The sequence below is a fragment of the uncultured Cocleimonas sp. genome (assembly GCF_947495625.1).
In the GTDB taxonomy this organism is placed as follows: domain Bacteria; phylum Pseudomonadota; class Gammaproteobacteria; order Thiotrichales; family Thiotrichaceae; genus Cocleimonas.
Genome location: NZ_CANLZW010000007.1, coordinates 1 through 14793 on the forward strand (window position 1 = coordinate 1; position 14793 = coordinate 14793).

The 14793-nt window shown below is 38.2% G+C and carries 9 protein-coding genes; all 9 read left to right on the forward strand.

The window, feature by feature from the left end:
• Positions 1-189: 189 nt before the first annotated feature.
• The 9 genes from Q1A31_RS05305 to Q1A31_RS05345 all read left to right on the forward strand — a co-directional run bounded on the left by Q1A31_RS05305 (position 190) and on the right by Q1A31_RS05345 (position 14765).
• Positions 190-1350, forward strand: a complete 1161-nt coding sequence (locus tag Q1A31_RS05305) for a hypothetical protein (RefSeq protein ID WP_299873412.1) — start codon at positions 190-192, stop codon at positions 1348-1350.
• Between the two features lie 348 nt (positions 1351-1698).
• Positions 1699-4098, forward strand: coding sequence for a serine/threonine protein kinase (locus Q1A31_RS05310; RefSeq protein WP_299873414.1), 2400 nt, complete (start codon positions 1699-1701; stop codon positions 4096-4098).
• Between the two features lie 358 nt (positions 4099-4456).
• Positions 4457-5479: a type VI secretion system protein TssA gene (tssA, locus tag Q1A31_RS05315; RefSeq protein ID WP_299873416.1), complete on the forward strand. Its 1023-nt coding sequence runs from the start codon at positions 4457-4459 to the stop codon at positions 5477-5479.
• 78 nt (positions 5480-5557) lie between these two features.
• Positions 5558-7171, forward strand: a complete 1614-nt coding sequence (tagH, locus tag Q1A31_RS05320) for a type VI secretion system-associated FHA domain protein TagH (protein ID WP_299873418.1) — start codon at positions 5558-5560, stop codon at positions 7169-7171.
• A gap of 19 nt (positions 7172-7190) precedes the next feature.
• Positions 7191-8528 (forward strand): type VI secretion system baseplate subunit TssK, encoded by a 1338-nt coding sequence (gene tssK, locus Q1A31_RS05325; RefSeq protein ID WP_299873420.1) that lies wholly within the window; start codon positions 7191-7193, stop codon positions 8526-8528.
• A gap of 68 nt (positions 8529-8596) precedes the next feature.
• On the forward strand, positions 8597-9901 hold the full coding sequence (gene icmH / locus Q1A31_RS05330) for a type IVB secretion system protein IcmH/DotU (RefSeq protein WP_299873422.1): 1305 nt from the start codon (positions 8597-8599) through the stop codon (positions 9899-9901).
• A 16-nt stretch (positions 9902-9917) separates the two neighbouring features.
• Entirely contained in the window at positions 9918-13310 is a 3393-nt protein-coding gene (gene tssM, locus Q1A31_RS05335; RefSeq protein ID WP_299873425.1) for a type VI secretion system membrane subunit TssM, read from the forward strand.
• On the forward strand, positions 13307-14041 hold the full coding sequence (gene tagF / locus Q1A31_RS05340) for a type VI secretion system-associated protein TagF (protein WP_299873428.1): 735 nt from the start codon (positions 13307-13309) through the stop codon (positions 14039-14041). The genes tssM and tagF overlap by 4 nt, the downstream gene beginning before the upstream one ends.
• Positions 14022-14765, forward strand: a complete 744-nt coding sequence (locus Q1A31_RS05345; RefSeq protein ID WP_299873432.1) for a PP2C family serine/threonine-protein phosphatase — start codon at positions 14022-14024, stop codon at positions 14763-14765. The genes tagF and Q1A31_RS05345 overlap by 20 nt, the downstream gene beginning before the upstream one ends.
• The last annotated feature ends 28 nt before the right edge of the window (positions 14766-14793 follow it).

Here is a 14793-nt window from a genome sequence, read left to right on the forward strand (position 1 = left end):
GGTGGTACAAACATTATAACAATTGAAGTTCAGGCTTTCTTTAGTTTGAATAACTATGGGACAGCAGTGGGGGTGACCCTCTCATTATATTAAATATGTGAATTTCATCACATTTTACTATTAGATCAATCTGTATCATCAGACTTTAATTGCATACTTTTTTATATACTGGCCAGGAGTGGTACTTCTATGACGGATTTCGCGAGTGGTTTTGAAATAAAGATTCCACATGGTAGTGCGTGTGATGTTTTTTCAATCAGACATAGATTTATCGCAAAGGGAGAGCTTAAACTTGCAGCCAGTGCGCATCTCCCAAATGCCAGCGGAGCTGTTGGTGGTGTAACGACTAACTCAGTTATTGAAATTAATAGAGAAAGGGAAATTAGCGCCGGCCGCTCTATCGAAGTCGCCATCTCTGAGAGAGTCAAGGCAGGATTTTCTGCGGGGATAAACCTTAATGAAATCGATAATGTACTTGAGCAAATTGCAACTGATGGGGAGTGTCGTGCCAGCCACTTTAGCCCCTTAGTTTCCGGATTGAACGCCAGCATTGGGTTTGGAAATACATCATTGAGTCTTGGTTGGGATTCTGATCTATGTTTTGTCAGTATAAAGGGGTCATTACCTCTGAAAATTGGGAACGAATCGATAGTTCCGGAAGCGACATTTCAGTTAGGTTTACATGAGTATATGTGGTGGAGATTGTTCAATAAAATTGCTGCGAAATATCCGAGCACTTCTAGGTTTATCCTAAAAATCGAATCGATACTGGGTAGTATGTTCGGTGGACGTACGGTCACAATGGCAAGATTTTTGAGTGGTGCCTTTGCTAACATGCAAAGACTTGCCCCCTTTATGTGGGCCATTGACATTGCTCTGGCTGTGCGTGATTTGACATTTTGGATGACCCGTCGAGCTGCACGACAGGGGTATAGATCTGGACAACTGGTTGCTTTTGGAACTTCATTTACAAAAACTATATTTAACTACCCTCTTAATTTTGAAACTGGTGAGGTTGGGGAACTACAAAGACATGCAGCGGCGTATGCACACCGATATCATGGAACAGACAGAGTAGCTGTACAGAGATATTTAAGTTTGTTCTATAACGATGCCAGAAGCATTGATAATAGCGCTAATGCACAAAGTGTAGGGATTCGTTTAGGGAAAGGCATGGATGCATTATCAGATGAAGCCGCAGCTGCCCCTCCTCGCAGACCAAGCAACGGTCGAACCAACTCCCTGGTTAACGGAAGTTATTCACGACAAAATACACATATATCTAGGCAAATAAATAATTATTTCTACATGAACATAGAGCATTGGGTGCGTGATTGGCGGACTCAATAGTCATTTAAATAAATTAATAAATAAATGTTCTTTGTTGCGCAAATATCTCCAGTAGTTAGATAACAAATAGAATCCTAGATTCTATAACTATTTATTGAACTAGTAATTTAAAGCAAAATTTTTTGTATTTTCCAAATAAGTTTTCAAATTGTGTAATTTGTCACATTTCTGATGAATCTTCGCTCATATACTTAATCTAGAATTGTAAATAACTACTATACTTAAAAATATGTTTGATTAAGAAAGAATAAGCTGAAAAAAGTGCTTAAAAGTAGGGGGGTGATAAATAATAACCCCATGATAACCCCCTAACCTAAACCATCAAAATACGGAAACTAATATCTAAGAATGATAGAAATTCCAAATTACACAATTGATAGTGAGCTAGGCCGAGGTGGAATGGCTACGGTATATCTGGCTGTGCAGGATATGCTTAGTAGAAATGTTGCTTTGAAAGTCATGCTTCCTGATATGGCTAGAGATGAAAATTTTCGCAAGAGTTTTTTAAGCGAAGGCAAAATTATTGCTAGCCTTGAACATCGTAATATTGTTCGGATATACGATGTTGGTGTAATTGATGATTCTATTCTTTACATGGCAATGGAACACTTAGCCAATGGAACGCTCAAGACAAAATTAGAGAAGGGTAAACTCAGCTACGCAGAATCACTTCGAATTCTGGAGCAAACATCAAGTGGATTAGATTACGCGCATGTTAAAGGTTATATCCATCGAGATATAAAACCTGGGAACATCCTATTCCGAGAAGATGATACAGCCGTTATTACGGATTTTGGTATTGCCAAACTACAGGATACATCGGGTGAATTGACTCGTATGGGTTATACAATGGGGACAGTTCAATATATGAGCCCCGAACAAGCTGTTACTACAGACTTGGATCATAGGTCTGACATCTATAGTTTGGGTCTGGTTTTCTATGAGATGCTTACTGGGCAAAAGGCGTTTAAAGCTGAATCTACTATTCAAGCGATTCACCAACATACAACCGTTGCTCCACCTGAGTTACCCCCTGAATACAGTTTTTTACAGCCTACGATAGATAAAGTTCTTGCTAAAGAACCTGATGATCGTTATCAGACAGTAGGTGATTTTGTCGAAGCGGTAAAGAATGCTGTTAATGTTGATCAAACTGTAATTCATAAAATCCCTCCTCAGGTTGATGATGATAAAACTCAAATTCTTCAAACAGGGCATTATCAAGTTCCAAAGAAAGATCAAAAAAGTAACAAAGGTTTATATGCGGGGATAGCTACATCACTAGTCCTTGTTGCAGGTTTGGCTTTTGGTGTCACAAACTATGACAAAGTTTCTGGATGGTTGGGTGCAGGAAAAAGTGAAAAAGATTCAATAGAATTTATTAAAATTGATCCGCAAGTTGAAATAGATCGGCTTGCTCAAATTGAAAAAAAAGAGAATAAACGAATAGCGTCTGAAGAAAAGAAAAAACAAGAAATAGCTGATTTAGAAAAAGAGAAAGTTAAACAAGAGCGACTTGATAAGTTACAGCAGTTAAAAGAAGAAGATCGTGCTGCTGAAATTGAAAGACAAATTGAAGAAGATCGTATAGCACTAGAAAAGCTAAAAGAAGAAGAACTGGCAGAAAGAGAAAAACAAAAGGAACAAGAACGTTTAGCTGAAATTGAAACAAAAAAGAAGGAACAAGAACGTGTTGCTGCACTTGAACTTAAAGAGCAAGAAAGATTAAGAAAAGAACAAAGAATAATAGATAAGAAACGAATAGAAGAATTGGAACGTAAACAAGAACAAGAGCGTTTAGCCGATCTGGAAAGTAAAGAGCAGCAACGTTTACTTGCATTAAAGCTTAAAGCAGACCAAGAACGTTTAAAAGAATTGAAATTGAAAGAAGAACAAAATCGTTTGGCTGAGTTGCAAAAAAAAGAACAAGAAGAAGCTGATAAGCAAAAAGAACAAGCACGTTTAAAAGAACTGGAAAACAAAGCCGAAAAAGAACGATTGGCGAAACTTGAAAAGGAAAAAGAATTAAAGAAAGCAAGAGAGTTGGAAGAAGAGAAAGAAAGAAAGGCTGAAATAGAAAGGGAGGACGAAAGAGTAAGATTAGCTAAACTTGCTAAGCAAAAAGAAGAAAAACGTCTTGCAGAATTAGAAGCAAAGCGCAAAGCAGAACAAAATAAAACTCGGCGAGTAAGGTTGATAGCGACACTTAATAAAAAACCACTGAAAACCTCTTTTATAATAAAACAGAATGGCAAAGAGATTAAACGAGTCAAAGGAAAGTCAACCGCGAATGTAAATCTTAAGCCTGGTCGTTATCAAATAGCTACGAGTTATGCGGGAAAATGGAAAAGTAGTAATATTAATTTAACCACTAAAAATATAACAAGAGCCTTCGAGTTTGTTAAAAAAGCAGCTCCACCTAAGGTTGTGAATGGACAAATTAGAGCTTATGCAACACTCAATGGCAGACCTTTGAATACCTCTTTTGTTGTCACCAAAAATGGTAAACGTGTAAAAGCGGTAAGTGGGCGATCGTCTGCGAATTTTGTTCTCCCCCCCGGTAATTACGTTATAAGTACCCAATTTGGTGGAAAATCAAGCAAGGCAAATGTAAATCTTGGATCTTATGATATTGCTGAACAACGCTTTGCATTTAGGGGGAGTGCACCAAGACCTGTTCAACAAGTTCCTCAATCACAAAAAGATTGGACGCATACACATAATAACGTGGATTTAAAAAAAAACTAAATAAAGAGCCAAATACCCCCAAAGCTGAACAGCCTTGGTACAAAAAATATGTCGATAAGCCTAATTCCAAAGAAACCAATGCATATGGCGATGTTAAAGACTGACGAAGATTTAGGTACTAATAAAAGTATTTTGGACAAATAGTTTATTTGAGAAGGTTTGGAAGAATGATGTTTTCAATAGAGATTATATTAGGAGTAATAGTACTAATTCTGAGTATATTTGGGGTTAAAGAGTTTTATCAAAATAATCGGAAGTTAACAGCTTCTATAAAAACGAAGATCAGAGTTTCTTTGATATTTATCGCAATTATTATTTTTAATTTTGTGATGTCATAAATTATAAGTTGGAGTAATCCATGTTGGATGTAGATTCTATATTAGTTGATCACGAAGGGGATACCGCATGCGGTGAAAACCTTGAATATGATCCGCTTTTTTTGGAAGTAAGGAGTGCTATAGAAGGTAAGCCAGAACAGCGTATAGGCGAAGATGTTATAGAGGGTGAAGAGCCAGATTGGAAACTGGTTAAGAAAAATTGCTTAGAACTATGTAAAAAAACGCATAGCCTGGAAGTTGTAATTAGTTTGACACAAGCGCTTATTAATCTCGAAGGTTATGCGGGGCTTGCTGATGGGGCGAGATTGTTATCTGGAATAGTAGAGAAATTTTGGGGGTGTATACACCCAGAAGTAGATCCTGATGATAATGACCCTACAGAAAGACTAAATATGCTCGCACTTTTTGAGGATTTTAACTTTTTACTTTCACTTCAAAAAATTGAATTATTAAGTGTAAAAGGTGTTGGAAAAGTCAGCCTTTATGATCTTCGTAATCCTAAATCTGGAAGTGATGAGGAGAATGCAGATGGCGTTGATGCCATGTTAGCCGATGCTATTTTCAAAAGTAGTGATTTAGGGGTTAGAGAAGCTGTCCATTCTGATTTAGAAAAGAGTATTGAAAATTTTCAAAAAGTCTCTTCATTATTAAAACAAGAAGAACATGTTGGTGACGCAAGAGCTCCCAATTTTGAGGGTCTTCTCAAAATATTAAAAGAATCAAAATCTGCGATTGCGAAACATCTTGATAGTGTAAGTGATAGTAAAGAAGAAACTTTAATAACTGAAATAGATCACGCTAGCGCTAGCGAAAACATCACTGTAAGTGCAAAACCGGCTGGTATTAATACAAGAGCAGATGTTATTTCAGCGATAGAAAAGATAGAAGATTATTATCATAAAAACGAACCAGGTAGCCCGATTCCACTTATTTTGCAAAGAGCTAAAAGCTTGGTAGATAAAGACTTCCTGGCACTAATGGAGGATTTGGCACCCGACAGTTTGCATCAGGTTCAGATGATTGTAGGAAGAACAGAGGAATGATCGTGATAGAAGAACATCATCACCAAAAATCTGTTTATAACGTTTTACTAAGTAGTTTACGGTATTTTTATGCAGCTAATGCTTAAGGTAATACAAACGAAAAATCAAACTCCAACAGCCTCTATGCAATATGAGTTTAAAGAAAGTGGGGGAACTATTGGGCGCAAGATATCAAATTCATGGGTATTACCGGATGAGCATAGACACCTTTCCGGAAGTCATTCAAAAATAGAGTATGACAAAGGTAGTTTCTACATCATAGATACCAGTACGAACGGTGTATTTATTAATGGTAATAAATCTCCGCTGGGCAAGGGGAATCGTCATAAAGTTGGTCACGGGGATCAGTTGGTAATGGGAACATACAGTATTGAAGTTTCAATTATTGATGATGAATTCAAGGATAAAGAGCTTCCAGCATCAACATCATCAGCAGCTGGAATACCTACTGATGACTTATTTGCTGATCTTTTAGATGATCCCATTGAAATACAAAGTAATGTGGAAGAAAAAATATCAGCGACTTCTGAGGCTATCGATAAAGACAGTCAATACATGGAGAATAGTATTGGTTCAGATGATCCTTTTTTTCAATCTGGTGAATTTACCTTAGATGATGACCAAGACATACCGATAAGTACTAAAGGCAATACTAAGGAAAATCATGATGATATCCCTGATCTAGATAGTTTCTTCAAACCGCCTAATGTCACCAAACAGGACAAAGACATAGACAAAGATCAAGATTTCTTTAATGACATTAAACAAGACATCGAAATAGAGTCAGACGATATTGATGCTGAAAGCAACGATTCATCAGCAGTTATACCAGATGATTGGATTACTACTGATGATAATAAAAGCTCCATTGATGATTTGCTGACAGGAATAGTAGATCCATTTTCAACAAGTATAGATATCGATGAAGAACTACCTGAAACTGAGATAGAAGATATCCCAGAAATATCTGAGAAAGAAGTAGCAGATATTGCTCCGAAAGCGGACGTTGGAGTGATCGAGGATGAGGTTGAAATAAAAGATAAAACAGATATACCTAAAGCTGCAACATTCAATAATGTTGAAGATAACAATACTGATTTTCTTAATTACTTCTTTGAAGGAATGGGGGTTGAACTTAAGCCTCAAAGTGGTGAGTTCACAAAAGAAGATGCATACCTCGCAGGGAGTTTATTTCGAAAATCGATAGAAGGCACTATGGAAGTACTCCAATCGCGTGCTGAAATTAAAAATGAGATGCGAATGGATATGACAACTATTCGTCCCATAGAAAATAATCCGATTAAGTTTTCTATCACTGCTGAAGAAGCGATTACTAAATTATTGTTAGAAAAAAGTAAATCTCAAATGGATTCTGCGAAAGCGATAGACGAAGCCTATGATGATATTAAGTCACATCAAGTAGCCGTGATATCGGGTATTCAAGCGTCTTTAACTTCAGTGTTGAAAAGGTTTGAACCGGAAAATCTCATCGAACGGCTGGAGCGCCAAAGTCCTATAAGTGCCAGTATTCCAATACACAGAAAAGCAAAATTATGGGAAGCATTTGAGTTTCTTTATCAAACCATAGAGGGTGAAGCTGAAGATGACTTCAATCGTTTATTCGGTCAGGAATTTGCAAAAGCTTACGATGATCAAGTTGAAAAATTAAAAAATGCCAGAGGTGATAAATAATGTCTTACGAGGTTTATGGATGAATAAAGATAGAGTTGTCTGGCATGAAGGTTTATTCCTAAGACCTCAGCATCTACAACAACAAGAGCGTTTTATTCAAAATTGGGTTGAAGGTCGCTGTCAGGGAATAAGGCCTTTTAACTGGGGTGTAACGAATCTTGAAATTGACCCTCAGTTATTAAAACTGGGAAAGATAGCGATTGTTCGTGCTCAGGGAATTTTTGCTGACGGAACACCATTTGGTATCCCGAATGATACACCTGCACCAGCTCCCTTTGAGGTGCCTAAGGATGATAAAAACTGTTTGATTTATCTCGCTGTGCCATTAATTCAACCAAATGCTCTTTTGATGACCGAAGAGTCAGAAGGGAAAAACAAATTAACACGATATCAAATCAATGACATACAAGTTGGGGATTTGCATACAGGAAAAATTCAAGGAGAAGCAGACTTACAAGTAGGTTGCTTAAATATAAGCATTCTCTCTGAAAATGACAAATTGAACGCATACAGTGTCATCCCAATAGCTCGAATTGTTGAAAGTACTAAAGATAAATTAGTGAAATTAGATGAATCCTATATTCCAGCAGTAATGCATTGCAATACATCTGAGCAAATAATGGGTTTTATCAAAGAAGTTCAAGCGCTTTTAAAACATCGTGGCGAGGCTTTGGCAAGCAGACTAGCAGCTCCTGGTTCTGCAGGAGTATCAGAGATTACTGATTTTCTGATATTGCAACTCGTCAATAAATACGAACCCTTATTCAGGCATCTACAGATTAACAAAGATATCTTCCCTGAAGAGCTCTACCGAATTTTAATTGTTTTAGCGGGAGAATTAGCCACATTTACCAGTGAGACAAGGCGTCCAATCGAGTTTAAAGAATACATTCATGATCAACAGCAGTTCTCATTTGAATTTGTCATGAATGAAATTAGAAAAGCACTAAGTTCTGTCATTGAGCAAAAAGCGATAGGTCTCGATATTGAAGAGCATAAGTATGGTATCTGGGTTGCCATTATTAATGACAAGAGCTTACTGGATAGCTGTACATTTGTGTTAGCGGTTAAAGCTGATGTAGCCACAGAAAAAATAAGAAGCAAATTTCCAAGACAAAGTACGATTTCGAGTGTAGAAAAAATACGCGAATTAGTTAACTCACACATCCCAGGGATCGATTTAACCGCATTGGCTGTTGCTCCACGTCAAATCCCTTATCACTCCGGATTTTCCTATTTTGAAATGAATTCAGCACATGAATTTTGGGCGCCTCTTTCAACTTCAGGAGGTCTAGCCGTGCATGTTGGTACGAAGCTAGAAAACCTGGAATTAGAGCTTTGGGCAATTAGAGACTGATATTGATTGTTAGTTGTAGTTTGTAGTGAACAGGTAGTTAAAAAGTAATTTTTTAATGAGGTATTGATATGTCTAATTCAGATGACCCATTCTTCTCTTCAGGTGGTTCAGATCATACTATTATCAGACCAGTGCCTGGTGGTAGAAGACAGGATATTGAAAGACAGGTCGAGTTCAATACGAGTTCAGAAGGTAGTGAAATACCATTACATAACTTGGGCAAAATTAATCCTCTTGAAAGTGCGGCTTCGGCGTTACTCGCTATCATTTCACGTTTATACAATAGTCCTTCGCATAACAATCCAGAGCAACTGAAACGGAAGTTGGTGGATGAAATTAAAGCTTTTAACTTAAGTGCAGAAAAAGAAGGTTATGACCAACAAACAATAGAAAACGCACGATATGCGCTATGCACAACAATAGATGAAGCGATATTTAATACGCCTTGGGGACATGAAAGTGGCTGGGGCGAAAACAGTTTACTCAGTATCTTTCATCAAGAAGTTTCAGGTGGTGATCAATTTTTTCATAGCTTGAAAGATATTGGACAAAACCCCTCTAAAAATATCGATTTACTAGAACTCAAATACGTCTGTCTGGCGTTAGGGTTTCAAGGCAGATATAGAATCGTCAATGCCGGAAAAGAAAAACTATTTCAAATTCGGAATTGGTTAAGTGAATTAATTCGCAAGCAGCGCGGTTCTATGGAACCTCTCTTATCGCCTCATTGGCAAGGTGTTGAGACAGAAGCAAAAGGTTTATCGAAAACGATACCCTTGTGGGTATCCATTGCAGTTGCGTGCGCATTACTTTTAGCGTTGTTTTTAGGGTTATATTCTCTGCTCAATTCAAAAGCAGAACCCGTGAAGAGGGAGATCGTTAAGCTGGATGTTCCCGAGGTACCGATTCCACCCAAAATATCAGAAATAGAAGCCATAAGAGCGCAATTACCGATAGAAATAGGTAAAGAGTACGTAGATGTTAGACCAAGAGAGAATGATGGTAGAACACTTATCGAATTAAGAGGTGATCGTGGTTTGTTTGCTTCAGGAAGCGACCGGATTACTGAGCAACGTGAACCACTTATTAAACGAATAGCAGCGATAATAGCTGCTCCTGAATACAATGCACATAGTATCAGAGTCATTGGCCATACGGATAATGTCCCGATCAGAAATTCGATACGATTTGCCGATAACTTTGCTTTGTCTAAAGCGAGAGCAACGACCGTAAAAGAAATGCTACAAGACTTTGCGCCTAACCTGAGAAATAGAATAACGGTTCAAGGTAAGGGAGATATCGAACCACTTGATGCCCGATCAACTAAAGACGCAAGAGCTAAAAATCGACGCGTAGAAATCATACTCGATTGAGAGACGGGAATACTTGATGAAAAAAATATTTGGAATACTTAAGCAGTCCTGGTTTCAATCACTTCAAGGTGTAATTGCTATATCCGCACTTATCTGGTTTCTGGGGCCGCTTTTAGGTTTTGGCGGAAGGTTACCGTTTGAATCCAGACAAAACAGGATGATTCTGATTCTTGCTATTGCTGTAATCTGGGCATTGTATTACTTGTGGAAGGCATTCAGAGCAAGACAAAAAAATAAGCAAATGCTCGATCAGATATCAGATGATTCAAAGTCATCACTGTCTCCAGAAGATGAAGCTACCGATAACGAAATAGGTCATTTAGATAGCCGCTTAAAAGAGGCAGTTGAGGCACTTAAAGGAGTGCGTTTAGGTGACAAACAGTCATCAGATAAGCAATACCTGTATCAACTACCCTGGTACATTATCATTGGTCCACCAGGGGCAGGAAAAACAACCTTACTAGCAAACTCCGAATTAGAGTTTCCCTTATCCGAGAAATATGGAAAAGAAGCCCTGCATGGCGTTGGCGGTACTCGAAATTGTGATTGGTGGTTTACTAACGATGCGGTTTTATTGGATACCGCTGGACGATATACCACGCAAGACAGCAATAAAAATGTAGATAAAGGATCCTGGTTAGGATTTCTGGATTTATTAAAAAAGTATCGAGGCAGACAACCCATAAATGGCGTGATTGTAGCAATCAGTCTGGTCGATATGATGAAACTCTCTGAAGATGCTTTGGAAAGCCACGCGAATTCTATTAAAGACAGAATTACGGAATTGTATGAGCAGTTAAATATCACAATCCCCGTCTATATGATGTTCACCAAAAGTGATCTTCTCGCCGGTTTTAGTGATTATTTTGATGATATAAATAGAGAAGATCGAAAGCAGGTTTGGGGCACGACTTTTCCATTAAATGAATCCTCCAGTGTGAATAACACCGAACTCTTTATTAAAGAGTTTGAATTACTGGAAGATAGAATTCATGGTCAGGTGTTGAGTAAACTTGAAAAAGAAAGAGATCTGGAAAGGCGTCAGGCGATCTATTTGTTTCCGCAACAATTCAGCTCATTAAAACTAAAGATGAATGATTTCCTGGGTAAGGTTTTTCAAGATTCACAATTTCATAAACCTATTATGTTCAGAGGGTACTATTTTACCAGTGCAACCCAGGAAGGCACGTCAATTGACAGAATAATGGGATCGCTCGCCAGTGGTTTTGGAATTGCCAGACAACAACTCTCTAACTTCTCAGGTCAGGGTAAAAGTTTCTTTATAAACGGTTTATTAAAAGATGTGATTTTTAAAGAATCTGGTCTTGCTGGTGTCAATCGTAAGTTTGTTAAAAAGATGCAATGGGTTCGTAATGGCTTGACGATCGTTATTGGGCTAGCGACTATTGCTGTAGCAGGCCTATGGTTTAACAGTTATCAACAAAATCAAAAATTGATTGATGAGTATGAGCAGCAGGTAAAAGTCATTGAAAACCAAATTGAAGCCGTGCCCTATAAAGGTACCTTGGAAGATCAACTACCTTTATTAAATCAACTTAAAAGATTAACGCAGAGCTACTCTGATATTACAGAAAATCCAAGTATCTTTGCCCGTCTTGGCTTATATCAAGGCGATTCTTTAAGGTTGATCATGGATGAAAGATATCGTGAGTTACTACGTAAAATTTTAAGGCCTCATGCGAAGGCAAATCTGGAAGAATTAATCAGTAAAAATATCGATAATCCAACCGCATTATTTGGCTTATTAAAAACCTACTTATACTTAGCAGGAGAAGCGCCAGCAGGTGCATCTTCGCCTTCAATAGGGAATGTAGATTGGGATGGTGACGGCAACAGCAATGATGATCAGGATGTGACTTTAAGTGGTCATTTTAATGCCTTGTTAAAAGAGCCTCCTAGTGATCCTATCACTGTAGATGAAGGCCTTGTATCACAAGCGCGAGAGTTATTATCAAATGACCCAGCTAAGCTAGCATATATTCAGTTGAAAAATGGAGCACTAAATAGCCCGATAGTACCTGATTTTAAAATTGCAGAGTTTGAAGGTTTAAGTTCGATAAGCAGTAGTTTTGAAAGAAAAAGTGGCAATCCATTTCTTGTCGGGATACCCAGTCTGTTTACCAAAGAAGGCTTTTCAAAACTCTTCCTGCCTAAATACAACGATATCGTTAAAAACCTGAAAGAAGACCGTTGGGTACTTGGCGATTCTCAGCAGATCTTGAGTGATACAGGCACGATAAAATCAACGATTCAGCAACTCTATCAAGATGATTACATTCAAACATGGAGCAATTTACTGTTAGATTTACAGATTCGTCCACTCGAAAATACCAAACAGGCATCAGAAATTCTTCGTCCATTAACGGCTGATAGCGGCGACTTGTTTACTCATATTTTAAAAGCACTGCAAAGTGAAACCGACTTTAGTGACGACAATAAATTACCTTTAATAGGCGATGCGATTGAATTGAAAAAGACTTTGAAAGTCGTCGATAGTCATTTTAAGCCCCTGCATAAATTAGTCGCAGAAGATCAACTAAAAGAAACCATGCAACTCATAGACGATTTGTATAAAGGATTGTATCAAGACATATCAGGAGGGAAAGGCACCTCAGATAAAGTAAAAACAACTCTGGCAGAATTAAATGCAGCTGTAGATAAGCTCCCTGAAATAATGCGTATCTGGTTGAATAAACCGATTCTTGAAGCAAAGCAGATCATAGGAATAGAAGTAACCAAAGGTGCAACTAAGGAATTAATACAAGCTGCTCGTGCTGACTTATGCGAGCCTTGTGAAAAAGCCTTTAAAAATAAATTCCCATTCAATCAACGTTCTAAAAAAGGCGTTGATATTTCGGAATTTAATAACTTTTTTGCCATAGGCGGCGTGGCAGATACGTTTAAAAAATCCAACTTAAAAGAAACGGATGACTTCGACCCGAGTGTGGTCAATACCTTAGATAACATGCTAGCTGAATCAGAACGCTTGAGATCTGTTTTTTTTTCAGCAGGAAATCTTAATATCAATTTAACCTTGAAATTAATTAGCGCTAGCCCTGATGTTGAAAAGATACAGCTATCAATAGGTAGCACCAAGAATAATTTTTTTCCAGGTTCTGCAATTAGGCCACAAGAAGTCTATTCGTGGCCTGCGTCACCCATTACAGCAGTGGCAAATTTTAGAAATCCTGCCATTGCTCCGAAGTTTATTACCTTAGCCGACGCAACTGATCAGTGGGGTTTATTTAAATTAGTCAGAAATGATCAGATAAGAATTCCTGCATTTGGCAATGCAGTTTTCGAAGTTAAAACTCCCACACTCAAAGAGAATCCATTTAAGTTTTTTAGCAAAATGAAAGCCCTTAAATCATGCAGGTGCCCAAAGTGACAGAAGAAACATCGATCATTGGTTATTACGGTAAAGTCCCTTCAAAAGGGGATTTTATAACAAAATCATTACCCAGAAATTTCACAGATCCCTGGGATGCCTGGCTACGGGAAGTACTCGCCCACAGCAAGTCAGAATTAGGTGAAAGCTGGATGGAGTCCTACCTAACAACGCCCCTGTATCAATATGTGTTAGCTCCGGGAATATGTGGAAACCAGACCTGGTTGGGTGTAATGATGCCAAGTGTCGATAGCGTCGGTCGGTATTTTCCAATGACGATATGCAAGTCATTTCCCATGAATACAAATCCACTGCAACTCATCGAAACCAGTAGAGACTGGTTAAAGTCAGCTGAGGATATCCTGCTTTATTGTTTAGAAGATGATTTTTCGATAGAGCAATTTGATGAAAAACTATCAGTCTTAGGCAACCAGAATGGTGATGACAGTACCATTACCTTAAAGAAATCCACAATGAATCGCTATGAAGATTCTGCCTGGAATTTCCCGGTGCATGAAAATGAAAGTTTAAGAGTCGTTTACCCAGAATTAGTCAACAGTATGTTGAACACTTTTTATCCTTCGTACAGCGTCTGGAGGACATTCGGGTCAGAAAAAATACCGCCGAGTTTTGTCATAACTGAAGGCCTACCTCCACATAAAAGTGTCGCGACATTCATGGATGGAGAGTGGGATAAAAGAGGGTGGAGCGATGAACAGATTATTAGATAGTAAATTCACGTTTCAGTCCATTGGCATAACCAATCAGGGATGCGTAAGAGACCATAATGAAGATGCTTTTTTAGAATCGAGTGATAAAGGATTCTGGGTTGTTGCAGATGGTGCGGGTGGTCACCAGTCTGGTGATGTTGCCAGTCAGTTAATTGTAGAAAAGCTTTCAAAAATTAACAAAGGCCGCTTTTTTGGAAGTTTTGTTAATAAAATTAATGATAACTTACAAGAAACCAACGACGAACTTATCGAGAAAAGTGGTGGAGAAGAGACCAGAACGCTTATTGCGAGTACGGTCTGTGTCTTAATCGCCCAGAGAAATAGTATTGTTTGTTTATGGTCAGGTGATAGCCGTATCTATCAATTAAGAAATAATCAATTATCGCAACTCACTAGAGATCATAATCGGGTTAATGAATTTATTGATGCAGGCTTTAGCCCTGAAGATGCAGAAAAGTACCCATTAGCTCAACACCTTACTGCAGCAGTCGGCGTGTCATCGCCACTGTTTACAGAAACTCAAAGCTATGAAGTGGTGGAAGGGGATATCTACCTGCTTTGCAGTGATGGACTGTTTAAAGAACTCAGTGATAAGGATATAGAAGAAATTTTACAGCAAAATAGTCTTAAATATGCCGCACAAGAACTCATGGATTTGGCATTAGCCAGAGGTGCCACTGATAACGTCACGGTGTTATTAGTTAAAACCGCTTTAAATCAGTAAGACACCCCCGTACTTTAAGGGCATTTTT

Excerpts from the sequence above, each read along its gene's own strand:
- Q1A31_RS05305 (WP_299873412.1), top strand. The coding sequence starts at position 190 with ATGACGGATTTCGCGAGTGGTTTTGAAATAAAGATTCCACATGGTAGT.
- Q1A31_RS05310 (WP_299873414.1), top strand. The coding sequence starts at position 1,699 with ATGATAGAAATTCCAAATTACACAATTGATAGTGAGCTAGGCCGAGGT.
- tssA (WP_299873416.1), top strand. The coding sequence starts at position 4,457 with ATGTTGGATGTAGATTCTATATTAGTTGATCACGAAGGGGATACCGCA.
- tagH (WP_299873418.1), top strand. The coding sequence starts at position 5,558 with ATGCTTAAGGTAATACAAACGAAAAATCAAACTCCAACAGCCTCTATG.
- tssK (WP_299873420.1), top strand. The coding sequence starts at position 7,191 with ATGAATAAAGATAGAGTTGTCTGGCATGAAGGTTTATTCCTAAGACCT.
- icmH (WP_299873422.1), top strand. The coding sequence starts at position 8,597 with ATGTCTAATTCAGATGACCCATTCTTCTCTTCAGGTGGTTCAGATCAT.
- tssM (WP_299873425.1), top strand. The coding sequence starts at position 9,918 with ATGAAAAAAATATTTGGAATACTTAAGCAGTCCTGGTTTCAATCACTT.
- Q1A31_RS05345 (WP_299873432.1), top strand. The coding sequence starts at position 14,022 with ATGAACAGATTATTAGATAGTAAATTCACGTTTCAGTCCATTGGCATA.